This is a genomic window from Paenibacillus amylolyticus (assembly GCF_050990605.1).
Classification (GTDB): domain Bacteria; phylum Bacillota; class Bacilli; order Paenibacillales; family Paenibacillaceae; genus Paenibacillus; species Paenibacillus amylolyticus_H.
The window spans coordinates 1,422,151-1,447,577 of the sequence record NZ_CP158832.1 but is presented as its reverse complement, the minus strand read 5'-3'; the positions used below and the strand labels follow the sequence as shown (position 1 = coordinate 1,447,577).

At 47.3% G+C, this 25,427-nt stretch carries 28 protein-coding genes, 1 tRNA gene and 1 riboswitch; of the genes, 8 read left to right on the top strand and 21 right to left on the bottom strand.

Annotation, left to right across the window (positions count from 1 at the left end; all coding sequences use genetic code 11):
- The 13 genes from ABTV53_RS06470 to ABTV53_RS06410 all read right to left on the bottom strand — a co-directional run bounded on the left by ABTV53_RS06470 (nt 1) and on the right by ABTV53_RS06410 (nt 10,975).
- Nucleotides 1-2,118: a hypothetical protein gene (locus ABTV53_RS06470; protein ID WP_433751737.1), complete on the bottom strand. Its 2,118-nt coding sequence runs from the start codon at nt 2,116-2,118 to the stop codon at nt 1-3.
- Between the two features lie 91 nt (nt 2,119-2,209).
- Nucleotides 2,210-2,887: a TadE/TadG family type IV pilus assembly protein gene (locus ABTV53_RS06465; protein ID WP_433751735.1), complete on the bottom strand. Its 678-nt coding sequence runs from the start codon at nt 2,885-2,887 to the stop codon at nt 2,210-2,212.
- Nucleotides 2,868-3,059, bottom strand: coding sequence for a Flp1 family type IVb pilin (locus ABTV53_RS06460; protein WP_433751733.1), 192 nt, complete (start codon nt 3,057-3,059; stop codon nt 2,868-2,870). Before ABTV53_RS06460 ends, ABTV53_RS06465 begins: the two co-directional genes overlap by 20 nt.
- 11 nt (nt 3,060-3,070) lie before the next feature.
- Entirely contained in the window at nt 3,071-3,940 is an 870-nt protein-coding gene (locus ABTV53_RS06455) for a type II secretion system F family protein (protein WP_433751731.1), read from the bottom strand.
- Between the two features lie 12 nt (nt 3,941-3,952).
- Entirely contained in the window at nt 3,953-4,696 is a 744-nt protein-coding gene (locus tag ABTV53_RS06450) for a type II secretion system F family protein (RefSeq protein WP_433754092.1), read from the bottom strand.
- 40 nt (nt 4,697-4,736) lie between these two features.
- Nucleotides 4,737-6,041 (bottom strand): CpaF family protein, encoded by a 1,305-nt coding sequence (locus ABTV53_RS06445; RefSeq protein WP_433751730.1) that lies wholly within the window; start codon nt 6,039-6,041, stop codon nt 4,737-4,739.
- Nucleotides 6,038-7,255 (bottom strand): ParA family protein, encoded by a 1,218-nt coding sequence (locus tag ABTV53_RS06440; RefSeq protein WP_433751728.1) that lies wholly within the window; start codon nt 7,253-7,255, stop codon nt 6,038-6,040. The genes ABTV53_RS06445 and ABTV53_RS06440 overlap by 4 nt, the downstream gene beginning before the upstream one ends.
- Before the next feature lie 160 nt (nt 7,256-7,415).
- Nucleotides 7,416-7,799 (bottom strand): VOC family protein, encoded by a 384-nt coding sequence (locus ABTV53_RS06435; RefSeq protein WP_433751726.1) that lies wholly within the window; start codon nt 7,797-7,799, stop codon nt 7,416-7,418.
- Nucleotides 7,800-8,008: 209 nt separating this feature from the next.
- Nucleotides 8,009-8,872 carry a DUF6612 family protein gene (locus tag ABTV53_RS06430; protein ID WP_433751724.1) on the bottom strand — a complete coding sequence of 288 codons (864 nt, stop codon included), beginning with the start codon at nt 8,870-8,872 and terminating at the stop codon, nt 8,009-8,011.
- A 61-nt stretch (nt 8,873-8,933) separates the two neighbouring features.
- Nucleotides 8,934-9,356: a thiol-disulfide oxidoreductase DCC family protein gene (locus ABTV53_RS06425; RefSeq protein ID WP_433751722.1), complete on the bottom strand. Its 423-nt coding sequence runs from the start codon at nt 9,354-9,356 to the stop codon at nt 8,934-8,936.
- A 362-nt stretch (nt 9,357-9,718) separates the two neighbouring features.
- Nucleotides 9,719-9,997 (bottom strand): hypothetical protein, encoded by a 279-nt coding sequence (locus tag ABTV53_RS06420; RefSeq protein ID WP_253431871.1) that lies wholly within the window; start codon nt 9,995-9,997, stop codon nt 9,719-9,721.
- 99 nt (nt 9,998-10,096) lie between these two features.
- Nucleotides 10,097-10,342 carry a zinc ribbon domain-containing protein gene (locus ABTV53_RS06415; protein WP_036610816.1) on the bottom strand — a complete coding sequence of 82 codons (246 nt, stop codon included), beginning with the start codon at nt 10,340-10,342 and terminating at the stop codon, nt 10,097-10,099.
- 213 nt (nt 10,343-10,555) lie between these two features.
- A complete protein-coding gene (locus ABTV53_RS06410) occupies nt 10,556-10,975 on the bottom strand; it encodes an organic hydroperoxide resistance protein (protein WP_433751720.1) in 420 nt (139 codons plus the stop codon).
- Nucleotides 10,976-11,358: 383 nt separating this feature from the next.
- On the opposite strand from ABTV53_RS06410, the gene ABTV53_RS06405 reads away from it, so the two are divergent.
- Complete coding sequence (locus tag ABTV53_RS06405) at nt 11,359-12,654, top strand: Nramp family divalent metal transporter (RefSeq protein ID WP_433754090.1); 1,296 nt, start codon at nt 11,359-11,361, stop codon at nt 12,652-12,654.
- A gap of 140 nt (nt 12,655-12,794) precedes the next feature.
- Here the strand turns inward: ABTV53_RS06405 and ABTV53_RS06400 are convergent, their stop codons facing one another.
- Complete coding sequence (locus ABTV53_RS06400) at nt 12,795-13,478, bottom strand: HAD family hydrolase (protein WP_433751718.1); 684 nt, start codon at nt 13,476-13,478, stop codon at nt 12,795-12,797.
- A gap of 127 nt (nt 13,479-13,605) precedes the next feature.
- Nucleotides 13,606-14,004, bottom strand: a complete 399-nt coding sequence (locus ABTV53_RS06395; protein WP_235193755.1) for a hypothetical protein — start codon at nt 14,002-14,004, stop codon at nt 13,606-13,608.
- Between the two features lie 115 nt (nt 14,005-14,119).
- Nucleotides 14,120-14,295: riboswitch (cyclic di-AMP (ydaO/yuaA leader) on the bottom strand.
- Between the two features lie 369 nt (nt 14,296-14,664).
- Between ABTV53_RS06395 and ABTV53_RS06390 the strand changes: the two genes are divergently transcribed.
- Nucleotides 14,665-15,144 carry a glutathione peroxidase gene (locus ABTV53_RS06390; RefSeq protein ID WP_433751716.1) on the top strand — a complete coding sequence of 160 codons (480 nt, stop codon included), beginning with the start codon at nt 14,665-14,667 and terminating at the stop codon, nt 15,142-15,144.
- Between the two features lie 149 nt (nt 15,145-15,293).
- On the opposite strand, the gene ABTV53_RS06385 is transcribed toward ABTV53_RS06390, so the two are convergent.
- Nucleotides 15,294-15,376, bottom strand: a tRNA-Leu gene (locus ABTV53_RS06385).
- Between the two features lie 427 nt (nt 15,377-15,803).
- On the opposite strand from ABTV53_RS06385, the gene ABTV53_RS06380 reads away from it, so the two are divergent.
- From ABTV53_RS06380 to ABTV53_RS06370, 3 genes are all read left to right on the top strand, one after another.
- Nucleotides 15,804-16,505, top strand: coding sequence for an urease accessory protein UreF (locus ABTV53_RS06380; protein WP_433751714.1), 702 nt, complete (start codon nt 15,804-15,806; stop codon nt 16,503-16,505).
- A 265-nt stretch (nt 16,506-16,770) separates the two neighbouring features.
- Complete coding sequence (locus ABTV53_RS06375) at nt 16,771-16,974, top strand: hypothetical protein (RefSeq protein WP_017690011.1); 204 nt, start codon at nt 16,771-16,773, stop codon at nt 16,972-16,974.
- Nucleotides 16,975-17,001: 27 nt separating this feature from the next.
- Nucleotides 17,002-17,637, top strand: a complete 636-nt coding sequence (locus ABTV53_RS06370; RefSeq protein WP_433751712.1) for a hypothetical protein — start codon at nt 17,002-17,004, stop codon at nt 17,635-17,637.
- A gap of 43 nt (nt 17,638-17,680) precedes the next feature.
- On the opposite strand, the gene urtE is transcribed toward ABTV53_RS06370, so the two are convergent.
- The 5 genes from urtE to urtA all read right to left on the bottom strand — a co-directional run bounded on the left by urtE (nt 17,681) and on the right by urtA (nt 22,578).
- Nucleotides 17,681-18,376 carry an urea ABC transporter ATP-binding subunit UrtE gene (gene urtE / locus ABTV53_RS06365; protein ID WP_433751710.1) on the bottom strand — a complete coding sequence of 232 codons (696 nt, stop codon included), beginning with the start codon at nt 18,374-18,376 and terminating at the stop codon, nt 17,681-17,683.
- On the bottom strand, nt 18,354-19,163 hold the full coding sequence (urtD, locus tag ABTV53_RS06360) for an urea ABC transporter ATP-binding protein UrtD (protein ID WP_433751708.1): 810 nt from the start codon (nt 19,161-19,163) through the stop codon (nt 18,354-18,356). Before urtD ends, urtE begins: the two co-directional genes overlap by 23 nt.
- Nucleotides 19,126-20,217, bottom strand: a complete 1,092-nt coding sequence (gene urtC / locus ABTV53_RS06355) for an urea ABC transporter permease subunit UrtC (RefSeq protein WP_433751706.1) — start codon at nt 20,215-20,217, stop codon at nt 19,126-19,128. Before urtC ends, urtD begins: the two co-directional genes overlap by 38 nt.
- A 21-nt stretch (nt 20,218-20,238) precedes the next feature.
- A complete protein-coding gene (gene urtB, locus ABTV53_RS06350; protein WP_433751704.1) occupies nt 20,239-21,144 on the bottom strand; it encodes an urea ABC transporter permease subunit UrtB in 906 nt (301 codons plus the stop codon).
- Nucleotides 21,145-21,327: 183 nt separating this feature from the next.
- The gene (gene urtA, locus ABTV53_RS06345; protein ID WP_433751702.1) at nt 21,328-22,578 is read right to left on the bottom strand and encodes an urea ABC transporter substrate-binding protein; all 1,251 of its coding nucleotides are present in this window, start codon (nt 22,576-22,578) and stop codon (nt 21,328-21,330) included.
- A 261-nt stretch (nt 22,579-22,839) separates the two neighbouring features.
- Between urtA and ABTV53_RS06340 the strand changes: the two genes are divergently transcribed.
- From ABTV53_RS06340 to ureC, 3 genes are read left to right on the top strand one after another with little or no spacing between them, the layout of a single operon-like run.
- Nucleotides 22,840-23,142 carry an urease subunit gamma gene (locus ABTV53_RS06340; RefSeq protein ID WP_076209470.1) on the top strand — a complete coding sequence of 101 codons (303 nt, stop codon included), beginning with the start codon at nt 22,840-22,842 and terminating at the stop codon, nt 23,140-23,142.
- A gap of 17 nt (nt 23,143-23,159) precedes the next feature.
- Nucleotides 23,160-23,549, top strand: a complete 390-nt coding sequence (locus ABTV53_RS06335) for an urease subunit beta (protein ID WP_433751700.1) — start codon at nt 23,160-23,162, stop codon at nt 23,547-23,549.
- Nucleotides 23,546-25,264 (top strand): urease subunit alpha, encoded by a 1,719-nt coding sequence (ureC, locus tag ABTV53_RS06330; protein ID WP_433751699.1) that lies wholly within the window; start codon nt 23,546-23,548, stop codon nt 25,262-25,264. Before ABTV53_RS06335 ends, ureC begins: the two co-directional genes overlap by 4 nt.
- The last annotated feature ends 163 nt before the right edge of the window (nt 25,265-25,427 follow it).

Below are 25,427 nucleotides of genomic sequence, written 5' to 3'. Positions count from 1 at the left end.
TCAATAGGAATAATCTGCCTTCCGCTCAATGAAATATCGCCCATTTTCAACCTGGTCCGCATTTCCCATAACTGCACCGATGCTTCTAACCACCCCTGGCAAAAACCACAGCTTGATGCTGCTGCGCATGTTACCCGAAGCGTATGTCTGTTTCTCATCTGGGTTCACACCCGTATTCAATCGAATTAACACCAGCATTCTGGACATTTTGCGTTCATTATTGCTGTGCATCAAGAGGAACAATCGAAGATGGTCCCTGTACGTCAATTTGACTTTGATATATTTGGACAATTCCACACTGCCCTCTTTTGCAAGTTTCACCATATCCGCAATAGCGTTTGTAATTCCGTATAAGATGGCTGCCGATAAAACCAAAAGCGGATTCCCCAGCTTGCTGTGCTCAATTAATCCTTCTGCGGTTCGAATAGCCAGCCGCATCCCAAAGATTTCCGAATACGCCGCAGCGATGTTACCCGATGGATTATGGAACCCGTACACGATATACTCCAGTTCCTGATTCTCCAGTTTAAAGACATCACCCGCATCTCCACCACCTTCAGTCCAGGTAAATAGTTGCCCAAAATCCATGGAGTTGAAGTAGGCTAGAGCGTATTCATTCTGGAACAATTCGTCGCCAAGACTATCCAGCAAACCTGACATTCCGCCAAACAAATTGTCCATTCCCTTCATGGCCTCGCCACCAGATTCATAGGGATCACCAGCAATCTCTGCTTTTTTGGCTTCCTCACGACTAGCCTCGTTAAACGCAATGTTAGCGTGGTAATATTCCTCCAGCTGTTTGAAAGCGTCCATGGCACCTGAACTTCCATTCTGAATCTGCGACAAGATTCGTTTAACTTCCTTTAGTTTTCCTTTGGATTCTTTGTCATTTGCTTTGCGCTGGGCATCCGACCCACGACCACTCTCCAGCTGTTGCTTACTCTGTTGGATGAGGTTGGCAGGACCGCTGCGCACATAGGTGTCCATATATCGTTCCGTTACCTGACTTGCCTGTCTGACCGCAGGTTTAATCGGAACACCACTCATACCCGTGACGCTGCGAAGCTGTGTATTCAATTCCATGTTGTCTCTTCTAACGTTAGAGAAGTCCGAATTCTGGGAAAGCACTCGTGCCTTCAACTGGTCAAACAGGCTATCTGCCCTCACAAGCTCCGAAGCAAGAGAACGTGCACTTTTGGCTTCAGTACCTGATCCTGTAGATGGAGGACTCGTTCCAGGCAGATTCGAATTGCCCACGTTGTCGTAACTGGCATTCTCCGAACGGTTCTCCCCCTCCGCGATCACACGTTTCATTTCCTCATTGATCTTGCGTGCTTCTTCGATCTTGGACTGTGCCTCCTCCAGCTTCGTTTGATGGGACTGTAACGCCGGTTGTATGATCATGCTGATGCCTGTCACCACATTACCAACACCAGTCCGATAACGAGCCAGTTCCAATATGTATTGTTGCTCTCTCAACGGCAATCCCTCATCCGCCTGTTTCTTGTTCAGATAATCTGCGTAACGTGCCGCTGCCTCGGCAGCTGTCTCTGGTGTTTCTTCCAACATTTCTTCATAGATGGCCTGTGAGGGCGGGTCCATGATCAACTTCGGAAGATTTTTCAGCTTCTCAGCGGATTCCACCTGATTGGCAATGGCTTCATCCAACAGCTCTTCACGTTTGTCATATAACTTCTGTAATTTCTTCAGCAAGTCTACCGTGTGCGCGGCTTCCTTCATCTCGTCTGACATCGGTTTGAACCGATTGATCACTTCAAGGGTAAAATCAACCGGGGCCCGATACTTCATATCCTCCTGAATCTGGCGATTAAATATATCGTATCTGCCCAGTTCACGCTCCATGCTCAGCGTAGTTGTATCCCACTGGATATCCAGAATGGGGAATCCATCTTTTACAGATGAAGGCTTCACGCTATCATTCAACACTTTAGCCATAATCGCATCCCCACTGCTGTCACCATACCCGAATAAACCATACTCCCGTAGTGAGGTGTCATAGGCTGACATGACCGATCTCATCGCAGCATGAGTCATTCGTTCGGTCTGCACCTTGAATGCTGCTATACGAGCATAATCAATGAATATCGCGACAAACATATAAACTCCGGCTAAGATTAATATTAAAAAAAGGGTTACGGCTCCCAACTCACCATCTTTTTTTCTAAACAGCTCCGCCCTCCTCCTTTTCTCACTTTTTGCTTTTGCCAAAATGCTGCACAACCTGTCCTGCTTCCGCGGCAGTACTCGCGGCTTCTCCGCCTTTGCCTTTAAACTTGGCTGCGTAATAACGGACCAGATCTACCGTTCGAATGAATTCGACCGGTTCAACAACTGCAGATGATCCTTGGGTCAGCACACGGTTACCAGAATCGAACAAAAAAGAAGGCAGAGGCAAAGAGATCACTTGTTCCAGCTTGGTTGTTACTTTCCGCTGAATCAGAGAATTCTGATACTCAACCGTGCCCTTCATGGCTGAGGGCATATGTTGAACCGCTTGTGCTAATTTCTGTTCTGAGAGACTTCCCCCTTCACCAGCAGGTACAGGTATGCTAACCTGATTATCCGCTCCCGCCCAGCCAAACAGTGCTCCAAGCATACGATCATCCGTCAGTCTCCAGTACAGATTGTCATGTTCTCCAGCGACAAATTCACCCGTCATAGTCTGTTTGTGGCTGTTGTCCCAGCTATAAGCTGCACGTTCGGAAGCTGCATAGGCGTGTTGATTCAGGAATGTCTTTTGATACATGTACATGGTGAAAAAGAGCAATAACACAAGAATAAACAGCACGACAGGGAAGATCAGGGAGGCTTCAACGGTGAAGCTCCCTTCTTCCTTCTTCAGCCTGTTAACCCGGGAAAAATTCATTACTTTTTGTATCCACTTTGCTAAGAAGAGACTTGATTAGTGCCGTTATTTGGTCTTTAAAGATCAAAGCAATAATGATAATAACCCCGATAATAAGAATCAGCTCCAATGTGCCGAGTCCGTCCTCTTCTTTCCAAAATGCGTTTACCTTGTTTTTCAACACTTCGATCATTCCAATTCCTCCTACATATTCATCATCATAAAAGCAGGTGCCCCGATCATGACCACAATCGTAAAAAAGATAAGTACCATCGGAAACACCAGTTTGGAAGAAGCCTGTTCTCCCTTCGCTCGACTTACAGCCTTGCGTTTCTCCCACAACACATGTGACAGATCCCGCAGCGCCAATACAAAGTCACCTCCCCCACGCCGGAAATTCAGCAGCACCGTTGTCGTAAAAATGGTCACTTCCTGCACGCCACAGCGGCGGCTGAACTGTTCAAAAGATTGTTGAAACGAATAACCATTATTCCAATCTCCCACGGTCTTTCTGAGTTCGTTGTACAGCGGATGATCCCGTTCCCCCTGGCTTGTGACACAGTGGACGATGGCACGCTGAACGGTCTCGCCTGCACCAACCAGCAGAACAATTCGATTTAACAGCTCCGGTAGCTCCATAAGAATGTCCTGATCTCTCCGCTGAACCTTGGTATTAAGGTCTTTATAGAGTGCAAAAGGCAAAGCTATTCCTAACGCCAGTCCACCCACCATACCTCCGATGCCCATATCTCCAACAAGTGTTAACAGACAACCTACCAGTAACATAAGCCACGTATAGGTTAACATTTCAGCACAATAGAGCATCGTTTTCTCCCCACTGTGCTGTATGCCGTACATTTTCTGGATGGCATGTTGCATTCGAAACATGAGCACAGGCAATCTGCGTCCAATCTCAAACTTGTCCAATATAAACAGGAAGGGGCCATGCAATTTCTTCAATCGTAATCCTTCCATATCCAGCTTGCGCAGATGCTTATAGGTCTGCCCCCGGGTTCGATCCAGCACCAGCCATCCCGCTCCGAGCATCCCTGCGACTATAACCGGAAGCAGCATCGTTTCAGCTCCTTATACTTTGATATCCATAATGCGATTAATCCACAGATAACAGCAGGCCAACACTGCAAGTGCACCAGTAGAGATAAGATGTCCCATCCCGCTATACAATGGCTCCATAAAGTCCTTTGCGGTCAAATTCAGAAAAATCAGAAAAATAAAAGGTGCGGCAAACATGACCTTGGATTCAAATTTTTTCTGCGCCACTGCGACCATAATATCCTGCTGAATATCCAGCTTTTCCCCTATAACAGCCGAGGTGCGGCGCACGACTTCAACCAGATCCCCGCCAGTTCGTTTGCACGTAATGAACACATCTGAAAAATTCGTAATATCCTCAATCTGCGCCCGATCCGAGAAATCCTGTAGTGCTTCTTCAATCGGTTGTCCATACTCCATCCGTGTCCGCAATATCGTGAACTCACGAATCAGATCGGTATCCGCTTCCGGGTTCAACATCCGTAGATCCTCCACGGACTCCTTGAATCCATTTTCCACCGATTTTCCTGCGGCAAGTGCCGAAGATAATGCATATAACGCTTGCTTAAAATGTAAACTGAGTGTCATTCTTTTTCTTTCCAGCAGCACTTTAGTCCAATGTTTTGGTACCCATATGCAACCCGCAGCCAGTATTGCTCCAGCCAACCAGCGATGGTAGAACAGAATTCCGATGCCAAAAAACAGCAGACCGCTAATCAGCATACAGACTATTCGTTGTCTTCGGGAAAGCGTATATACGGTGTAATCCGTCAACATCTGTCTGGCTTCACCCAACAGTAATCACCTTCCAATAACTTTAATTCACGTTGTTATCTGATGAATCTGGTTCAACACTATATTGTTCTATGTATCCATCCAGCCATTCCCCGAGCCCAGCCATCTGAATTTTATCCACCTGAATCAACTTCCCAACCTGTACTAGTCCACCAATAATTTTGCCTTCACGCTCTTCTTGTTCCTGGAAACGAAACAATGGATTCAGCAAAACCGCACCGTTCTGCATGCCAATTACTTCACTAATCTCTGTCACCCGCCGTGAGCGATCTCGTAGCCGGGACAGATGTACAAAAATATCGATTGCTGAACTAATCTGCTGCCTTACAACCGCAATGGGAAGATCCGCACCGCTGAGTACCATCGTTTCCAGTCTGCTAATCATGTCCGAGATGGTATTCGCATGCCCGGTTGACAAAGATCCATCATGACCTGTGTTCATGGCCTGTAACATATCCAGCGCTTCTGCACCCCTTACCTCACCAATCACAATCCGATTCGGACGCATCCGTAAGGAAGACTTGATCAGATCACGAATGGATATCTGCCCCTTGCCTTCGGTATTGGCATTCCGCGTTTCCAGAGATACCAGATTAGGTACCGTAACAATCTTCAGCTCAGCCGAATCCTCAATGGTAATGATCCGCTCATCGGCAGGGATAAACTGGGATAATGCGTTCAGAAAGGTCGTTTTTCCCGATCCAGTCCCTCCTCCAATGAAGATGTTGTATTTGCTCCGTACCAACTGCTGCAATAATTCTGCCGCTTCTTGATGCAGGGCTCCCTTTTCAATCAGATCGGACATCTTCATTGGCTCACTGGGGAATTTACGAATCGTCATCGTGGGGCCTTTCAAGGCAATGGGAGGCAACACGATATTCACCCGCGAACCATCCTTTAACCGGGCATCCACGATTGGCGAAGACTCATTCACAATCCGGTTTACCCCGGACACAATCATCTGAATAATATCCTCGAGCCGTTCCCTGGACTCAAATTCAAGGGTGATCTGACTGACTTCACCTTCCTGCTCCACAAAAATTTCCTTGTGACTATTAATCATAATCTCGGTAATATCGGGATGATCCACGAGCGGCTGCAAAATATCCAATCCACGAAAGGAGTCAAACAATCGCTGTACCAGCGTATGACGCTCTCCTGAGGTCAGATCATCCAGCTTCGGGTCGGTGAGAACTTTGCGTTCTATCCCCTTCCACAGTTCATCATCTCCTGCTGAAGAGGTTAAATCGAGCCCAGCCCTGATTTCCCTGCGCATCATCTGAAACTGTTCTTCACGATCCAGTATTCTATGGGTTGAATCCGTCATAGTGCCCACCGATCCTGATTCTGAATTCGTCCCGTTTGCTTCAATTCTTCTTCGCCATCTTGTACCAGCATGGCACATAATCTCTTCACTTCACGTTGGAAAATCGGAGAACTAAGCATGACTTCTTCCTGACTAAGCTGCTTCCAGGAAGGGATATAGGGCAACACTGCATCCAGATGCAGACTAGGGCGCGGGAGTGCATTGACAACATTGTCCCGATATTTGTTAACCACAAAGCGTGAACGCTCCAACATACTTTCGTACAGATCTGGCTTCGTACGTTCAGCATGCTGTAACCATTGTCCCCATCGATGCATGGCGGATATATCATCCTCAACCAGCCACACAAATGCATCTGCTGTATCAAGCACCCCTTCACTACGCCCATCCCAACCGGAATCCCCATCCAGAATCAGCACGTCATATTGTCCACAATCCGTTAAATAACGAAGCAGATTCGATGTATCTTCACGAGTCATTTGCAACAGTTCTTTCCGATTCGATAATGGCCAGAACACATCGGCTTTCAGTGCTTCATGCCGGACCACATATTCATCCACGCCTTTCAATAGTGCCTGTAACTGCTTGCCGGATTCCTTTCTGCCCACCTTCAGATCGTATAACAGGCGTGACAATCCCGTCTCCGCATCAGGCTGGCGCTGCCCACTTCTAGTTAGTCCCTTTTCCAGAAAAGGGAGCGTACTGTCCAGCGTCTCCAGATTCAGATAAAGAACAGCATATCCTGCGAGTCCCAGTTGCTTCGCCATATGCAGGGCTACCGCTGTTTTGCCACTTCCACCCGAAGCGGATACTACACCGAGGGAGAGAGTTTCTTGGCCCGGATGGTGTACCTTCTTGCGGCGTGGTTGCCGGCAGGCATGCATCACAGCATCCAGTAAAGCAGGCAAGGGTTGGTATTTCATCAGCCGCTTGGCCTCTTCCACCTCTTCCATGCCTTCACTCAGCATTAGCCAAGGTACACCTGATCCTTCTCCCCCGTTATTAAGCCAGTCATTCAGAAACTCCGGTTCCGCAATAACCAGATCTGGTAATTCCCGACCTTCTCGCTCATTCATATGCTCCCGGAAGGAATCCCCCTGGGAGAATGCCGTGAAACGCACATGAAGACCAGACGAATTCCCCTGCACATAATCCAGCCATGCGCTAATGTAATCTCTATCCTTTGAAACCAGAACAACCTTCAGTACAATCAAATTCCCCTTCCCTCCCTGTCAAAAAGCACAAAAAAGCACCGTCCAATAACCGCATGAATATGCAGTATATGGACGGTGCTTCCGTCACGTGCTATGAATGTATGGATAATATAGCATACAATTTCTGGGGGAGCAAGGGATTTATTCTAACCTTTCATCCTTAGGATTCATAGGGTGAATCAAACTCAATAATGTTACGATCCGGATCAAGTACAAAAATCTGTGCGAATCCAGCCACACTGTCAGGTCTCGCTTCATACTCAATTCCCTGCTGCTCCAGCCATGCTATAGTCTCTGAATAACTGGTGACCCAGATCGCAAAGTGGCCGTCTGTAGTATCAATACCAGCTTCCCGCAACGTGTGACCCTCCGGGTGCTGTAACAGATGAAGCTGCTGGCTACCGATGGCATACCATGTACCTGTGGAGCGAAAAGCCGGACGTTCAATCTCCTGCATTCCCAGTAACCCCGAATAGAATTTTTTCGCAACTTCCAGATCACGTACAGCCAAACTAACATGGTGGATGTGTGCATATTCAATCATCTTGTATATCCCCTCTCTAATTATACATGACTATACTATAACACCTTGAACCTTGATCATAGTCTCCACTAAAAAGAAACACCCCTGACTCTGATCCGCTAAGCCTCACGGCTCACACAGATCCAGTTCAGAGGTGCTGCAAACGATATGCATTGATGCTCCCTTAGAGCATTGAGTTCATCTTCAACGTATCACTTGTCATAACCAAATTACTTAGCGCTATCCAATGCTTCTTGTGGAATCTTGATCTCTTCCACTTGATCATGGTTGGAGAACGTACTGGTCATCTTCATGTCCATCGTCATTTTCTGTTCATTCTGTTCCATCTCCATGACCATGGTTACATCCGTACCTGCCGGCAAATACGTTTCTTTGTTGATCATGTATTTCATCTTCATGCTGGTGATATTCATCTGATCCAGCATCGCTTGCATCTGAGCATCCGATCCATTTTGCTCCATTACGGCTTTGGCCAACTCTTTTACATTATCGCCGGATACGTCAGCGTTAATTACATAATTGTTGCCTTCTTCGGTTACTTCAGTATCTTCTTCGATCTTTTTGAATTGCTCTAATTCACCTTCCGGATTCATGCTTGCTTCCATCTGCTCAATCAATGCAGCAGTTTGAGCTTCAGGAATCGCAACCCATTGGTCCCCAACTTGGGAGTAGATTTTATCCGAAGTGATATACTGCTTCACGTTCTGAGCTTCCTGTCCCGACATTTCCATATTCATCTCTTGATAGATCATCATTGGATCTTTGATAATATCCATCTTGAGCGATGTTTTAACCTGTTGATCCTGGGACTGTTCACCAGCATCCAGTTTCAGATTCTGATCAATGTTTGCTTCAGTGGTGAAGCTTTTCATTTCTTTCGTTGCTGCATTGGTTTTGGTAATCAATTCGTCCAAGGTAGGGATCTTTGTTTCCTGCTCCGCAGGTGTATTGCCCTCGTTGGATGTTTCGTTGTTAGTGGCTGGCGGCGTTGCTGTATTGTCTGTGTCGTTACCGCATGCTGCCAAGCTTACTGCTAATAATGCCCCGATAAATAATGTAGTCCACTTCTTCAAATTGTTGTCCTCCCAAATTAGATATGATCTGTAGTCATTACCCAATTATTTCCGTTATTAATCATAAAAATCGATCTTTGATCTCCGGTGTAGGCAACATGCATGCTTCATCCTTGCCAAACCAGCGATAACGGTTGCGAGCAACCCAGTTATAGACTGCATTGCGAATAAATTTCGGTACAACAATGAACACATATAATAATGGATAAGGAAACTTCAGACCTTTAGCCAATCGCAGTGCGGCGGTTGAACGTGTATAGTATTTTCCATTTTCAATCAGAACAAAAGTATCCATACTGTCTGTTGACAGATTACCCTTCACTAGCAACGCCTTGGCTACATCCGATTGGAGCGAGGCAAAATGATATTTCCCTTCCGGGTCACGTTTGATAATCCATTTGGTTAAGCCCTGGCAGAAGTGACAGACGCCATCCACCAGTACGATGGGATGTCCCTGATGCACATCCGTTTGAATTGCTGTCATATTGGCTGCCTCCTAATTGTTGCGATTAGAGTAACTTACCCAATCTGAGCCTTTTTGTTCACTAATTCTAAATTTATTTCTAGAGGTAGTTCAAAAAGTCCGCTTTTGATTACGAAGGATGCCTGCTGGCATCATCAGCATCGAATATGGAATTCAGCCGAAATAAGCGGGAGGCTTACGAGGTATGTTTCCTTCGGAAACATTGTAGTTGCTCACGTAGTTCTCCCTACGCTCCGCTACTCCATTTCTAGCTTCATCCCATCTTCTCGGTACTGAAAACCGGTCTTTTTGAACACGCATTAATGGGAAATAAAAGAAAAAGAGCGCAGGCATTGTGCCCACGCTCGTATCTTGTCCGACAATTACTCAGCAATTGCCTTTTCCATCCATTGGTCATCGATCATTTGTTGGTGCAGGTCACTTGCCCACTGGTCCATACATTTGCAAATGAAATCTTTGCGACATACTGGACATGGCGTTTTCTGCAGACGGCTGATATTGGTCATCTTCCATTCCGGAGAACGGGAGTAGAATACACGGCATTTTGTACCGTCTACCAAATTCATTTTGAATTCGTACAATCCGTCTTCCTTGTTACCATAAGCTAGTTCTAAATCTGCAATACGCGGTCTATAAGACATGGATATCACCTGTTTAATTCAAATTTGGTTCATGCAATGACACTACTCAGTACTAAGTTATATTAAAGAAAATTCAGTTCAATGTCAACTCGCGCATGTCTACCCGCCAAACAGAATATCCAGAATCGTCCCTACCTGCCCTTGTTTTTTACCTTTCAAAACATCCGGATCAAATACTTCAACATAGCCGCAGGAAGCACAAGCCACAAACAGGTAGTGGTTATGCTGTATATCGAACATCTTGCTCAGACCTGCTCCTGACATGGAAACTTCCTTAATGTTACAATCCGTGCCCCTGCATTTCGTACACACAAATCGGCGCTCAATCATCTCTTCAATACTCATCTTCGTTCCCCCTTTATGGAATGTGTAGCATGAAGTGGGAGTGCAATTATGTAAAAAGTACGCGATCTGACATCTAATCCCCTGCATCCTGCCCTTATATTATAATCAACACAAAACCCTGCCGATAGCCAGCAGGGCTTTGTACTCAAACGAACATCAGGTATCTGGGATAACCTGCTCTATATGTTCTCTTTACTTACCAGGAGTCAAATCTTAGACTACGTTTAAAACAACATCAATGTTGCCACGTGTCGCTTTGGAATATGGACAGAACTCATGCGCCTTGCGGGCCAATTCCTCTGCTTGACTGTGATCTACACCAGGCATACTAACGTCTAGACGAACAGACAACTGGAAACCGTCATCCGCAGGGTCTTTACCAATGGATACGTTACTTGTAACGACCACATCCTCCAATTTCACACCTGCTTTGCGTGCTACATTGGCAAGGGCACTTTCATAACATGCTCCATATCCAGCGGCGAAGAGCTGCTCAGGGTTGGTACCTTCACCACCGGAGCCACCAAGCTCTTTTGGCATTTTCAGATCATGCTTAAGCACACCATCCGAAGAAGTTACTGAACCTGTACGTCCACCTTTAACTGTCGCTACTGCTGTATATAAAGCTTCCATTAAGAATCTCTCCCTTATCCATATAGTTTAACTGCCTTGCTTTCAATTTAAACTTCTGGCTCATTTTGAAACGCATTTTATATCTTTATAAGCTTTTACAACTTAATTATTTTCATGCATTTCAACGCCATGGCTGAATTTTCCCTAAGGTTGGGTAATAAACGAAGGGGCATCTTCAAATTAGAACCAAAATTTTGTGTCAATCCATAAAAGTTGCACTAGACAAAAATTATTGAAGGAGTACAATGTAACAATAAACATAAAAATTTAGATATATCATGCGCGGTTTGTCACGCATTAATATTCCAAAGTCAGGTGATTATCGTATGAGTAAAAAAAATCCGTTCAACGCTCCTTCAAGAGAATCAATGTCTACTGCGGGCATGGCCCCTTCCCTTGGAGAAGCACATCATTCCATGAAAGTTCCGCAGAATGCTGCGTGGTGGAAGAAATTCCTCGCCTTTGTAGGCCCAGGATACCTCGTGGCCGTAGGTTACATGGACCCCGGGAACTGGGCAACAGATATCGCAGGCGGCTCGCAGTTCGGGTATACCTTGTTATTCGTCATCCTGCTCTCGAACCTGATGGCCGTTGTACTTCAATCGTTGGCTGGAAAGCTCGGAATCGTCACTGGACGGGATCTGGCTCAAGCCTGTCGTGAACGCTTCAGCATGCCTGTTGTCATGATGTTATGGATTCTGTGCGAGCTTGCCATTGCAGCCACCGATCTGGCTGAGGTCATAGGTTCTGCCATCGCGCTAAAGCTGTTATTTAACATTCCCATGTTGTACGGCGTTATCATCACCGCCGTTGATGTACTCCTGATTCTTGTGCTGCAAAACAAAGGCTTCCGCGCCTTGGAAACTCTCGTCATTGTGCTGATGGCGACCATTGCCCTCTGCTTCGGGATTGACCTGTTCCTGGCGAAACCGGATATGGGTGGTGTTCTCCATGGTTTTGTACCCAATGTCGAGATTCTGCAAAACCCAGCGATGCTCTATATCGCCATTGGTATCATTGGAGCGACCGTGATGCCGCATAATCTGTACCTGCATTCCTCTATTGTGCAGACCCGTCAGATCGAACAGACACCACAGGGTAAAAAAGAAGCTATTCGGTACTCGACCATGGACTCTACAATCGCTCTGACACTGGCCCTGTTCATCAATGCAGCCATCCTGATTGTATCCGCTGCTGTATTTCACAGTGCAGGCATGACGCAGGTTGCCGAGATTGCAGATGCCTACCATCTGCTGACACCTCTATTGGGTACAACGGTTGCAAGCATCCTGTTCGGTGTGGCGCTGTTAGCATCAGGTCAGAATTCTACCCTTACAGGTACACTCGCTGGACAGATTGTTATGGAAGGTTTCCTGAACATTCGAATTCCAGCTTGGCTGCGCCGACTGGTCACACGTCTGATCGCCATCATCCCGGCAGTAATTGTCACAGCAATTGCAGGAGAACACGGCACAGAAGAACTGCTCATTTTGAGCCAGGTTGTGCTGTCGCTTCAATTGCCTTTTGCGGTAATTCCCCTCGTGATGTTCACAAGTGATAAAAAAAGCATGGGTGCATTCGCCAACAAATTGTGGCTCAACATCATCTCATGGGTCATTGCCGCGATTATCGTTGTGCTGAATGTATATCTGATCATTCAGACAATCCGGTTGTTCTAATCTCGTTCTCGATCTCTTCTAATGGACTAAATATTAAAATGGCTGATCAACCCCGGTATTCGATACCCAAGTTGATCAGCCTTATTGTTGCAATACAGCAACATGGTTCCTTCTATAGTTAAACTCTAATAAAGAATTATCTAATCCTGATTTGGCACCAGTAACGGCAGGAGTTGATCCAATGAATCCACAGTCCAATCCGCGCGTTCGTCATCCGATCGGTCTGGCTGGAATCTTCCGTAACCCTGCATAATTCGAATCGTGCGCATGCCCAGCTTCCGAGCAGGTAAAATATCGTTATCGATCCGATCGCCGATCATGACGGCTTCCTCCGGTTCACAACCGGCCTGCTTCAAGGCCACAGCGTATAACTCAGGGTCCGGCTTGGACACTCCTTCTTCAGCCGAACATGCCAGAACATCAACATACTTCCGCAAGCCGTAACTCTCCAGTCTCTCTTCCGTTCCAGGACTCTGATTGGCAATAATGCCAATGCGATAATACCGTGACAACTGCTGAAGAACGGAATCCGCTGAAGGAAAAGGACGTTCAAGATCTTTTTGAAACTTCAGCTTGTCCTGAATCTGTTTCTGGTGTCCCTCGTCTTCAACGAATGTGCGAATCGCCACTCTCATAGGCCATTGTTCATATTTCTGATAACAGTCGGCGAACAGTTCGCGCACCGCCTCAATCTTCACCGGATAGCCCAATGCACAGGCTTCGCGAACGAACTGTCCAATAATATCATCAACCGGCTCCCATTCATCCACCAGCGTATCTCCAACATCAAAAAACAACCATTTCAATCCACCTACATCCGGCACACCAATTCCTCCTTGTAAGCATAAAAAAGAAGACTCACCATCTTGCATGAGTCTCCTCAAACTTCCGTTTATCGATACATTCAATTATAACAGGCACCTTACACCTGAGCAATCACAAGCTATGGCATTAACCATTGAGGAGAAAGCCAACTTCCCCATTGAGCGAATATACAATCCGGTCTGCGCCCATGCCCCGATAGATGCCCTTTGGATGACTCTGTTCCGTAATGACGCACAGGGATTTCGATGTCCATGAACGGCAGATCTGTAAATAACGACAGGTCAGATTCAGGCTGTTCTCGAAAATAAACACGTTGCCTACGCTGCCCTGCGGCAAAAACCATTTTTGAGCTGCAGCCGTATTCATGCGAATGACATGCTCAACCCCGATTCTACGGAGTCTGCGCTCTTCCCCTGCACTGTTGGTTAGAACGGCAAACGGCATTTTTTTGTACATTAGCAATTTGATAAATTTGCGTCCTGCTTCATTTGGAGCAGTCACTAAGATCATCTCAGTATCCATCATTCGTTCCTCCCTTGGCGTGAAAAGACAACAAAAAAGAAGCGTGGGGGACCAAGGCCTCCCGAACGCTTCTTAAAGAACCCATGGCGAAAACGCCATGAACCAGCGTACGGCTTGTTGCCTCTCCCTTTAACGCTTACGAGGTTAGCTGACGGATTCGGGCGCGAGAGTCGCCCTATTTCCGGCTCTCACCGGAAAATTCACCCCATGAATGCCTACTGTCCTAGACAGCGCATTCCGTTGGTTCCCCCGTTTCCCACTCATGAATGAATGGAAACTCAGCGATTAAAACATCGTTCGTATATCTTAAGGTAAGATCGAGCGATATTATCGTTTGTTTCATTTTTCAAGTACAATTTAGTTTAATTTGAAATTACGTTATGAATCATACACCCGCGCCATGACGGTGTAAAGTCCGTACAGATCACCGAATCGACAGATTTCCGCCAATACCTGTACATAATAACGCTTACAATTAGATTTTACTCTATCTATCTCCTCTAGGCTATCTAATTCTCACTCTGGCAAAAATCTCTACACATTTCATTCACGTATTCTGCACAACTTGCCTGTTTTGATTCTTTTAACACCATATAAGTTTTGCATTAATTAATTGTAACCAATATAATAAGAGGTATCAGATGATATCACGGAGGCGATTAGATGACAGTTTACGATTACAAAGTGAATACCCTTCGCGGTCAAGAAGTTGAAATGTCCAACTACCGTGATAAAGTGTTACTGATTGTAAATACCGCAAGCTCATGTGGACTTACTCCTCAGTTCAAAGGACTGCAAGAACTGCAAGACAAGTTCCAGGATGCGCCGTTTGAAGTCCTTGGTTTTCCAAGCAACCAATTTGCACAGGAAAAAGGTTCTTCCGACGATATCGCCGAGTTCTGTCAGATGAATTATGGCGTAAGCTTCCCGATGTTTGAGAAGATTGATGTCAACGGCTCAAGCGCTCACCCTCTCTTCCAGCACCTTAGCAAAGAAGCACCCGGCCTGCTTGGCTCCAAAGCAATCAAATGGAATTTCACCAAATTCCTTGTGGATCAGAACGGACAGGTAGTGAAACGTTACGCTCCCAAAACAACACCTGACAAGATTGAAGAAGACATCAAGAACTTGCTGCAAAAATAGGACATCGGCCACCCGTAGCCGGAAGGTAGAGCACCATTACCCCCGGTAATGGATGGCCTTTTTTCTCAACCCTGGATACCCGACTGTTCAAAAAGACAAAAAAAGAAGCTTTCCATTAATGGAAAGCTTCTTCGTAATCGTTCATATGATGCGGTCGAGAGGACTCGAACCTCCACGGGCATACGCCCACTACCCCCTCAAGATAGCGTGTCTGCCATTCCACCACGACCGCATGTCGTAAATAATCGGCAACAGAATTGATTATACCGGGTTTAGAACTAAAAGTAAAGTATTTTTTAAACCTTATTTTTCAACTAGGCATTTTCCTCAAAAAACGCATATTCTCGTCATGTTTATCCATGAACTGCATATCATTAGATTTGATCCCCTCTTTTTCCGGCTCGAGCTGATCTTATTGTTTCATTTAAATATAGGCCTCCCTAAACTTCGCAGATATTTAACTTTAAGTGTTATATAAAATAACACATTAATTGAATTACAGATTTATTTTACTAAATTTCAGTGATACTATTGACAAAAAGCGGACATTTATGGGATGATAACTATCATATAATTCGGAATTTCAAACGTAAATCAATCAAAAAGGAATATAAATGTCATTTAACATGACATTTAACGAACACAGGAGGCGAATGATTGTGAACCGTGGGAATAAGCTGCTCGATTATGTCAAACTGCTTGATTCCTCTATTCAGGTTGGAGGGTTCACCCATTCCTTCGGCATGGATATCCATATCAAGGAGGGTACCATTCGTAATGCTGAAGATCTCGAATCATTCATGCGTTGTCAGTTGCATCCAAGCATCGTTCGTCTTGAAGGCATGGCCATCAAAGGTATCTATACCGCAGCAGATCAGAAGGATACATGGCGGATCGCTCTCATCGACAAGCTCGTCCATGTTCAGCGAACCCCTGGAGATCTCAGAGAACAAGCTGCTGCTATGGGTAAACGATTGATCAGACTCGCACGTGCTCTGCACCCCTGGATTGATTTCAGCCAACTCGAACAAATCTTTGCCAAATACGATTCGGTTGGCTGCCTCTCCACTGTTCACGCCTGGATCAACCACCATCTCGACATCCCGGCCCCGGAGGCGGTCCTTGGTTACCTGCATTCAGCCATGAATGCCTGCATAACCGAAGCCTCCAAAGTCATTCCCCTGAACAACGATACAACCAAAGATCTGATGGTCCGCCTGGCCACAGATCTGGAGAATGAATGGAAGACCGTCAGCGCCTCGGCTGCGGATGGACTGGCACAGCCAACCTCGATGTCCATGAAATCGTTTTTCCCCAGTTTCCATATGCTTGGAGCTGGACTTCATGCCTACAGGGCCTAATGCTCTTCCTCCTCATACCTGCTCCCCTTCATTCAGACAAACTAAAAAACACGCGGCAACCTCCTTGCCGACGTGTTTTTTGTCATTTTATTTGTTTTATTTACGTATTTACGCCATTTATGATCACAAAATACACTTTTTTCCGTCTTTTTTAATTGTTAGATGACGAATTTACGTATATAATGAAACAGACAGCTCGCATTTCTATATATTCTACATGAAGAAAGGGCGGCTGAATACTACATTCTAACCAGGGGTGAACCCTTTGAACAAGAAAAAACCAGTTACTCCGTTCGGATGGGCCATTAAACGACGGCTAACCGAACTTCAAGTGGACCAGAAGACCTTTTGTGAACAGCATGGCATCCCACCCTACCGTTTATCCAATCTCATTCACGGCACACGCAAAGCAACCCGATTCAGGCACCTGGTCGCTGATATTTTGGATATTCCAGATGAACTAAGATAAGATTTCTGCCAAAGGAGGGTCCCATCCATGAGACATGTTGCATCCGATCTGGAGAGGCTGTCATTCCAGTCCATACCTCACCAACTCATCATCGTTGATCACAATTGGATTATCCAAAGTTGTAACCGTGCCTGGCAACAGGGACTCGGTCAATGCTCACCAAACCCGGATACACACAGTAGTCATAGACATTACCTACATCTGACGGAAGCCTGGGCAATACGAGGCAAGAACGCTAACATGGCACTTGTCACACAGAATTTGAAAGAACGCGGAATACCCTTTAATCGAAATCATACATATGACATCTGCGTGTATACTGTATACAACGAAAAGAGGTGGTTTCGTGTAGAACTCACCCCTCTATCTTATGCAAATTCAATTCTGGATACCGATCTCGCTTTGATTGCACACATGGATATTACCGAACAGAGAAAGACAGAACATCAATTAAAGAAGGCATTGTCTGAAGTGCGCACCTTGCGCGGACTGCTGCCTATTTGCGCCGTCTGCAAACAAATCAAGGACGAAGAGGAACACTGGAACTCCGTTGAGAGTTATCTGGAGAAGCATACCCACGCCGAATTCACCCATGACATCTGTCCGGAATGCATCCGGCGGTTATATCCCAAATACTCGAATATCCTGGACAAGCGTTCCTGAAACCTCTCTCCACTCGCCACACTAACTAACCAACTAACTACAACTATACGGAGAGATGATGTTCAAACTGCGACATATCCAGTTCTTGCGGTGTCCCATGCAGGGTTATGCTTCCTTTGTCCATGATATAGATGTAGTCTGCGGCACTTCGTACAAAATCAATACTCTGTTCTACCAGCAGAACCGAGAGGTCACCCTTTGCCTTGAGCTGCAAAATAACCTGCCGAATGTCCTCCACGATAGAAGGCTGGATGCCTTCTGTCGGCTCATCAAGTAGCAACAACCCCGGGCGCGAAGCCAATGCCCGGGCGAATGCCAACTGTTGCTGCTGTCCACCACTCAGATCCCCGCCCTGCCGTCCATACATCGTAGCAAGCACTGGAAACATCGCCAGCACATCCTCCGGGAACGTTTTTACTCCCGGTGCACTTGTCTCCAGACCGAGCAATAAATTTTCTTTCACCGTAAGCTGCGGGAAAATCTCCCGCCCCTGCGGTACATAACCAATCCCTGCCCTTGCCCGCTTGGCTGTGTCCAAGGTGGATAACTCCTGATTCTGCCACTGAATACTGCCCTTGCGTGTTTTGAGCAACCCCATTAATGTTTTCATCAACGTTGTTTTACCTACACCGTTACGGCCCATCAGACACACCACCTGCCCAGGCTGTACATCCAGGTTCACTCCACGAAGCACATTGCTTTCCCCGTAGCCGGATTCAATTCGTTGCAGCGACAGCATGGTCATCCCTCCTTTTGCCCAGATACACTTCTGCCACTTTCGGATCTGCCTGTACCTCCGCCATCGTACCTTCCTTCAGCAGCTTCCCTTCATGCATTACTGTTACCTTGGCTGCGAACTCTCGCACAAACTCCATATCATGCTCCACCACCACAACCGAGCGTTCACGTGCAATCTCTTGCAGAAGTCGCCCGGTCTTGTGTGTTTCTTCATCCGTCATGCCTGCGGCTGGTTCGTCCAGCAACAACACCTGCGGCTCCTGCAGAAGCAACATGCCGATCTCCAGCCACTGCTTCTCCCCATGTGATAACGCCCCTGCACGAGCATCAATGCGGTCTTGCAGTCCAATCTGGAGGGTAACACGCTCCATGGCAGCACTCATTTTCCCATATCGACGAATACCGATGGCTTGCAAAGGGGAGCGGCGAGTCTCCGCCGCCAGCATCAGATTCTCCTGTACCGTCAGACCCGCAAAGATCGATGGCGCCTGGAATTTGCGTCCCACACCTTTACGAACAATCTGGTGCTCCTTCAGTCGTGTTAATTCCGTACCATCCGCCATCTTCACCGAGCCGGACATGGGTTTTGTTTTGCCACATATCACATCCAGCATCGTTGTTTTCCCTGCACCATTGGGTCCGATTAGAAAATGCAGGTCATGTTCATGCAGCTTCAGATTCATGCCTTTGACAGCAACGAACCCACCAAAGGCCACCGTAATATCCTCGGCCACCAACACCGCTGATTTCTCAGTAGACTTTAGGCTTTTCCCGAGTGACTTGGACATGCGCACTCTCTCCTCTCCGCTTCAGCAAGCGAACGACATGACGATATACACCTACAATACCGTTTGGCATGAACAAAACTACCGTTACAAAGAGCCCACCAATGACGAACAGCCACCCTTCGGGATAAGCCTCACTTATGCCTGTTTTGGCAGCATTCAGCACCACCGCTCCGATGACCGCTCCAATAAGCGTACCGCGACCACCCAATGCAACCCACAGGACCATCTCAATGGAAGGCACAATCCCCATCATCGATGGCGAGATAATACCCACCTGGAGAACAAACAACATGCCCGCGATGCCTGCAAGCGCACCGGAAAAAGCAAAAGCCAGCGTTTTATATCCTGCCGGATCATATCCAAGGAACCGCACCCGATTCTCTCCATCACGCGCAGCTTCGAGCACTTGGCCGAACCGACTGTTCACCATTCGACGACAGAGCACATACGCGATCACCAGAACAGCAAGCGTTATATAGTAGAGAACTATTGTTGTTCCAGCGGAATGAAGTGTAAAACCAAAGATTGAATTATATCCGGTAATGCCATTTGTTCCACCCGTCCATTCCTGTTTACCAACAAACAATGTTACCGTAATAAGAACCAAGGCTTGAGTCAGGATGGTAAAATAAACACCGGTGATCCGGTTACGGAACGTAAACCACCCCAGGGCAAAGGCGAGCAATGCCGGAAGGGCTATCCCCAATATCAGCGCCACCGGGAAAGAGCGAAACGGTTCCCAGAACCAGGGCAGACCACTGAGACCACTCCATCCCATGAAATCCGGAAGTGTTGCTCCGCTGGCCTGAAGTTTCAGATACATCGCCATCGCGTACCCACCCAGACCGAAGAACACACCATGCCCAAGACTCAGCACACCCCCGTATCCCCAGATCAGATCGAGACCGATGGCCAAGATCGCCAGCGCCAAAAACTTGGCTAACAGACTCAGACGAAACTCCGTGGAGATCAGTGGAGCAAGACACATCATGATGAGCACAACCGCCCAGATAATCCTCATTTTCAGACTGCCAGTCTTGAGTAAAGCGGACATGAACTAACCCCCTTCTTCACGTTAATCGAGACTCCGTGTGCGCATCGCGACCAAGCCACGTGGTTTCCATTGCAGAAAAGCAACGATACATACAAACACAAGCACCTTGCCAATGGAGGCCGAAGTATAGGTTTCGAACAGCGTGTTGAACATACCAATCCCCAGTGCACCACACACGGTTCCGACCAATTTCCCTACGCCGCCCAGAACAACGACCATGAATGCATCCACAATATAATACGTGCCAAGTGAAGGACCAATCGGACCAATTAGCGTTAATGCACAGCCAGCAATTCCGGCAATGCCCGAACCAATGGCAAAGGTCATACCATCCACCCGTCGGGTCGAGATCCCAAGACACCCCGCCATGCTCCGATTCTGCATTACAGCCCTCATTCGTCTTCCGGAAGATGTTCGATAGATATAGAGATACATACAGAGCAGCACAACCGCAACCAAGGCGATAATGAAAATCCGCTTGTACGGAAATACAATGCCATCCGAGACCGCAAATCCCCCATTAAGCCAAGCTGGACTGGATACTCCCACATTCGGTGCTCCGAATATCGTACGCGCCAGTTGCTGCAGCATCATGCCTACACCCCATGTCGCAAGCAGACTGTCCAGCGGCCTGCCATACAGATGCCTGATCAACACCACTTCAAGCAACCAGCCAATCAGAGCCGCTACGATGAACGCAATCGGCAGAGCCACAACAAAGTAGGCACCAAACCACGCTGCTGGAGCATAGGACATGAACAGATTTTGTGTTACATACGTTGCATATGCACCAATCATGATCAGTTCACCGTGTGCCATATTGATGACATTCATCAGCCCAAACGTTACTGCAAGTCCCAATGCAATCAACAACAGAATTGAACTGATACTCAGACCATTGAACATCTGCAGGATAAACATATCCATCGCTATCCCCTCCTCCATACCTGACTCTCGATATTTCAATTGACTTCAATTTGCACCAGCCTCACATTTCGCATCGCAGTAACGCTTTACCGTAATAAGGTTAGAGGATGTGTTATCACACCCTCGTCTATGATTCAGCTGCTTTGAAGCGAGTTGCCTTTGTTAATTTGCGAGGTTTCTATGTTATTTAGCGCTGAGGGAAGCTCCCCATTCATACGTTTTCAGATAAGGGTCCGGCTTGACAGGCTCACCAGAATTCCATAATTCCTTGAACTGCCCATCTTCCTGCACCTCACCGATGCGTACGGTTTTGTAGATATGCTGATTCTCTTCATCCACGGTCACCTTACCTTCCGGCGCATCAAACTCCAGACCCTTTGCAGCTGCCTTCACCTTCTCCACGTCGGTTGATCCTGCTTTTTCCACCGCCGCCTTCCAGAGATAAACTGCCACATATCCCGCTTCAATCGGATCAGCTGTCACTCGATCAGCACCGTATTTTTCTTTATACTTGGCAACAAATGTTGCATTTTCAGGTGTATCGGTTGTCTGATAATAATTCCACGAAGCCAGATGTCCCTTCAATACGTCTGCGCCAATACCACGGATTTCTTCCTCCGCCACACTTACCGAGAGGGTCGTCATCTGATCCGAGGAGATTCCGGCATCCTTCAATTGTTTGAAGAAGGCTACATTACTGTCTCCGTTCAGCGTATTGTATACAATATCCGGCTTCGCAGCCTTGATTTTGCTAATGATGGTACTGTAATCGGTATGGCCCAGCGGTGTGTATTCCTCACCCACCACTTCGCCACCCTCTGCTGCGAGTTGTGCCTTAATGACCTGATTGGCCGTTTTCGGAAATACATAATCTGAACCAAGCAGATAAAACGTCTTGCCCCTGTTCTCCAGTAACCAGGTTACGGATGGAACGATCTGCTGATTGGTTGTTGCTCCTGTATAAAAAATATTTGGCGACGATTCCAATCCTTCATATTGCACCGGGTAAAACAGTAGACCCTTGTTCTGTTCGAACACCGGGAGCATAGCCTTCCGACTTGCAGAGGTCCATCCGCCAAATACAGCAGCGACCTTATCTTGTTGCAGCAGTTTTCCAGCCTTCTCCGCAAAAGTAGGCCAATCCGAAGCGCCATCCTCAATTACCGGCTCGATCTGTTTACCCAAAACTCCGCCCGCGGCGTTAATCTCTTCAATAGCAAGCATCTCGGCATCTTTAACAGATACCTCACTGATTGCCATCGTTCCGCTGAGGGAGTGAAGAATACCCACTTTAATCGTATCACCGGATGCAGCCGGCTCTCCCGTACCACCCGAACCCGAGGCTTCAGGTGGTGCAGTGCCCTCCACACATCCTGTCATTACAATGACCGCACCGAGCAAAATACTCCATAACTTGACCGACCTCTTCTTCAATAGCCTACACTCCCTTTTTTTAGTCTATTGCCGAACATTAAGGTCATTTAAACCCGAAATGTTCGTTGATCCAAATTATGGAGTGTTACACTCTTCATGTCAATATAGCTCACATAATTTTATTTTATGCCTACTCGTTTCATGCATGCTGCTAATAAGCTTTGAAGCTTATTGACAAAGGATTCACCCTGTGTGAGTATATTTAACATACAATATAATCCATGAACATATTAGATTCTATAAGCGAAAGGTCGGATTGCCTTGCACTGGACTGAGCAGGAAAAGGAAAAACTCCTGATTACCGTGGCCGCTAACCTCGCCCGTGAACGAAGAGCACGCGGACTCAAGTTGAATGTTCCCGAAGCCATCGCCTTGTTGACCTCCGAACTCATGGAACGGGCACGAGATGGAATGAGTGTTGCCGAATTAATGAGATACGGAGGCACCATCCTGACACGCGAAGACTGTATGGATGGCGTTCCCGATATGATCCCTGAAGTACAGGTAGAAGCCACATTTCCTGACGGTACCAAACTGGTTACCGTACATGAACCTATACGCTGAGAAAGGCAGGAGAAGCCATGATTCCTGGTGAATATCGCTTGAAACCAGATGACGATATCATCTGTCATCCGGATCGTCCAACCATACGTCTGATTATCCTTAACCGCGGCGACCGCCCCGTTCAGGTTGGCTCTCACGTTCACTTCTATGAAGTTAATGCGGCACTGGACTTCGATCGCGCTTCGGCTTTTGGACATCGCCTGCATATTCCGGCAGGCACCGCAGTCCGTTTTGAACCCGGTGAAGAGAAACCGGTCGAACTCACGACCTTTGGCGGCAAACGCCAGATACACGGGTTCAACGGATTAACGGAAGGCTCTGCGGATCAGGCCCCTGATCCACAGAAACTGGAGGCATTCCTGAAGACATTCTCCCCTCCCTTACAGGATGGAGGTGAACCTTCATGAAACGAATGAGCCGCGAACAATACGCGTCGATGTTCGGTCCCACCACTGGTGACGCCGTAAGACTTGCGGATACTGAACTATGGGCAGAGATTGAACATGATTATGCCGTCTACGGCGATGAGAGCAAATTCGGGGGCGGCAAGGTTATCCGGGACGGGATGGGCCAGTCCACCTCTGCTCTGAGAAGTGACGGCACTCCTGATACGGTTATCACCAACGCCATCATTATCGATCATTGGGGCATTGTAAAAGCAGACATCGGTATTCGGGATGGGCATATCTGCGCCATTGGCAAATCCGGTAACCCGGATACAATGGATGGGGTTCACCCCGCGCTGGTCATCGGCGCTTCCACCGAAATCATTGCTGGTGAAGGCATGATTGTAACCGCTGGCGGTATAGATACCCATATTCATTTCATCTGTCCACAACAGATTCAGACTGCATTATCCTCCGGGGTAACAACCATGATCGGCGGAGGAACAGGACCAGCAACAGGAACCAAAGCCACCACCTGCACACCAGGGGCCTGGCACATTCACCGGATGCTGGAGTCCGCAGAAGCATTTCCCATGAACATCGGTTACCTCGGTAAAGGTAACAGCTCCAGTACTGCACCTTTAATCGAACAGATTGAAGCGGGTGTAATCGGTCTGAAGCTGCACGAGGATTGGGGCACTACGCCAAGCGCTATTGATGCCTGCCTGACTGCCGCTGGTGAACATGATGTTCAAGTCGCTATCCATACCGATACCCTGAACGAAACCGGATTTCTCGAAAACACGCTGGCCGCGATCAATGGCCGGACGATTCACACGTACCACACGGAAGGCGCTGGTGGCGGACACGCACCGGATATTATCCGGGCCGCTGGGGAGCCCTACGTTATCCCTTCGTCAACCAACCCAACACGACCGTACACACGCAACACTGTAGAAGAACATCTCGATATGTTGATGGTATGTCACCATCTGGACCCATCCATCCCGGAAGATGTGGCTTTTGCCGATTCGCGGATTCGTCCCGAAACCATCGCAGCCGAAGATATTTTGCATGATCTGGGCGTGTTCAGCATCATCAGTTCCGATTCACAGGCCATGGGCCGGGTGGGTGAAGTCATTATCCGTACCTGGCAGACAGCCGACAAAATGAAAAAACAGCGCGGCAAACTTGAACTCAACCTGAATTCTCCATCCGATAATGATCGGATCAAGCGATATGTCGCCAAATACACCATAAATCCCGCTATCGCACATGGAATTGGACACCTTGTCGGTTCGGTGGAAGTCGGTAAGCTGGCCGATCTAATCATATGGAACCCTGCCTACTTCGGTGTCAAACCGGAGATTGTCATCAAGGGGGGCATGATTACATTCGCCCAGATGGGTGATCCCAATGCGTCCATCCCGACACCTCAGCCCGTATTTGGCAGACCCATGTTCGGAGCTTATGGCAGCGCCATTGCCAGCGGATCGATCACCTTTGTCTCCCAAGCTGCAGCAGAGGCAGGAATCAAAGAGTCATTAGGCCTGAAGAAACGAGTCGAACCCGTCAAAGGCTGCCGCTCGGTAAGTAAAAAAGACATGATTCATAACGACGTCACCCCCGTTATTGAAGTCGATCCCGAGACCTATGAGGTACGCGCCGACGGCGAGCTTCTCACCTGCGAACCCGCAGACGAGTTACCTATGGCACAGCGGTACTTTATGTTCTGACATTTAATATAAAAAGCGAAATATAAGTTGAACCATTCCGGTTACACATGGGCACTCCGCTGGCAGAACAACCTTCCGATCGCTGTTATCCCCAGATTTCTTTGATCCCCTTTTGAAAGGGAGAAATCTTGTGATAAAGGCGAGCGCTGCGCTTCTCCAGGCT

Bases quoted from the DNA above. Each gene is read 5' to 3' on its own strand.
- ABTV53_RS06395 (WP_235193755.1), bottom strand. From the start codon at position 14,004: ATGATGGATACTGAGATGATCTTAGTGACTGCTCCAAATGAAGCAGGA.
- ABTV53_RS06415 (WP_036610816.1), bottom strand. From the start codon at position 10,342: ATGAGTATTGAAGAGATGATTGAGCGCCGATTTGTGTGTACGAAATGC.
- ABTV53_RS06460 (WP_433751733.1), bottom strand. From the start codon at position 3,059: ATGATCGAAGTGTTGAAAAACAAGGTAAACGCATTTTGGAAAGAAGAG.
- ABTV53_RS06455 (WP_433751731.1), bottom strand. From the start codon at position 3,940: ATGCTGCTTCCGGTTATAGTCGCAGGGATGCTCGGAGCGGGATGGCTG.
- ABTV53_RS06450 (WP_433754092.1), bottom strand. From the start codon at position 4,696: ATGTTGACGGATTACACCGTATATACGCTTTCCCGAAGACAACGAATA.
- ureC (WP_433751699.1), top strand. From the start codon at position 23,546: ATGAAACGAATGAGCCGCGAACAATACGCGTCGATGTTCGGTCCCACC.
- ABTV53_RS06445 (WP_433751730.1), bottom strand. From the start codon at position 6,041: ATGACGGATTCAACCCATAGAATACTGGATCGTGAAGAACAGTTTCAG.
- ABTV53_RS06410 (WP_433751720.1), bottom strand. From the start codon at position 10,975: ATGGAAGCTTTATATACAGCAGTAGCGACAGTTAAAGGTGGACGTACA.
- ABTV53_RS06435 (WP_433751726.1), bottom strand. From the start codon at position 7,799: ATGATTGAATATGCACACATCCACCATGTTAGTTTGGCTGTACGTGAT.
- ABTV53_RS06425 (WP_433751722.1), bottom strand. From the start codon at position 9,356: ATGACAGCAATTCAAACGGATGTGCATCAGGGACATCCCATCGTACTG.
- ABTV53_RS06465 (WP_433751735.1), bottom strand. From the start codon at position 2,887: ATGAATTTTTCCCGGGTTAACAGGCTGAAGAAGGAAGAAGGGAGCTTC.
- ABTV53_RS06470 (WP_433751737.1), bottom strand. From the start codon at position 2,118: ATGTTTGTCGCGATATTCATTGATTATGCTCGTATAGCAGCATTCAAG.
- urtE (WP_433751710.1), bottom strand. From the start codon at position 18,376: ATGCTGTCGCTGCAACGAATTGAATCCGGCTACGGGGAAAGCAATGTG.
- ABTV53_RS06370 (WP_433751712.1), top strand. From the start codon at position 17,002: ATGAGACATGTTGCATCCGATCTGGAGAGGCTGTCATTCCAGTCCATA.
- urtD (WP_433751708.1), bottom strand. From the start codon at position 19,163: ATGTCCAAGTCACTCGGGAAAAGCCTAAAGTCTACTGAGAAATCAGCG.
- ABTV53_RS06405 (WP_433754090.1), top strand. From the start codon at position 11,359: ATGGCCCCTTCCCTTGGAGAAGCACATCATTCCATGAAAGTTCCGCAG.
- urtB (WP_433751704.1), bottom strand. From the start codon at position 21,144: ATGGATATGTTTATCCTGCAGATGTTCAATGGTCTGAGTATCAGTTCA.
- ABTV53_RS06390 (WP_433751716.1), top strand. From the start codon at position 14,665: ATGACAGTTTACGATTACAAAGTGAATACCCTTCGCGGTCAAGAAGTT.
- ABTV53_RS06335 (WP_433751700.1), top strand. From the start codon at position 23,160: ATGATTCCTGGTGAATATCGCTTGAAACCAGATGACGATATCATCTGT.
- urtC (WP_433751706.1), bottom strand. From the start codon at position 20,217: ATGTCCGCTTTACTCAAGACTGGCAGTCTGAAAATGAGGATTATCTGG.
- ABTV53_RS06420 (WP_253431871.1), bottom strand. From the start codon at position 9,997: ATGTCTTATAGACCGCGTATTGCAGATTTAGAACTAGCTTATGGTAAC.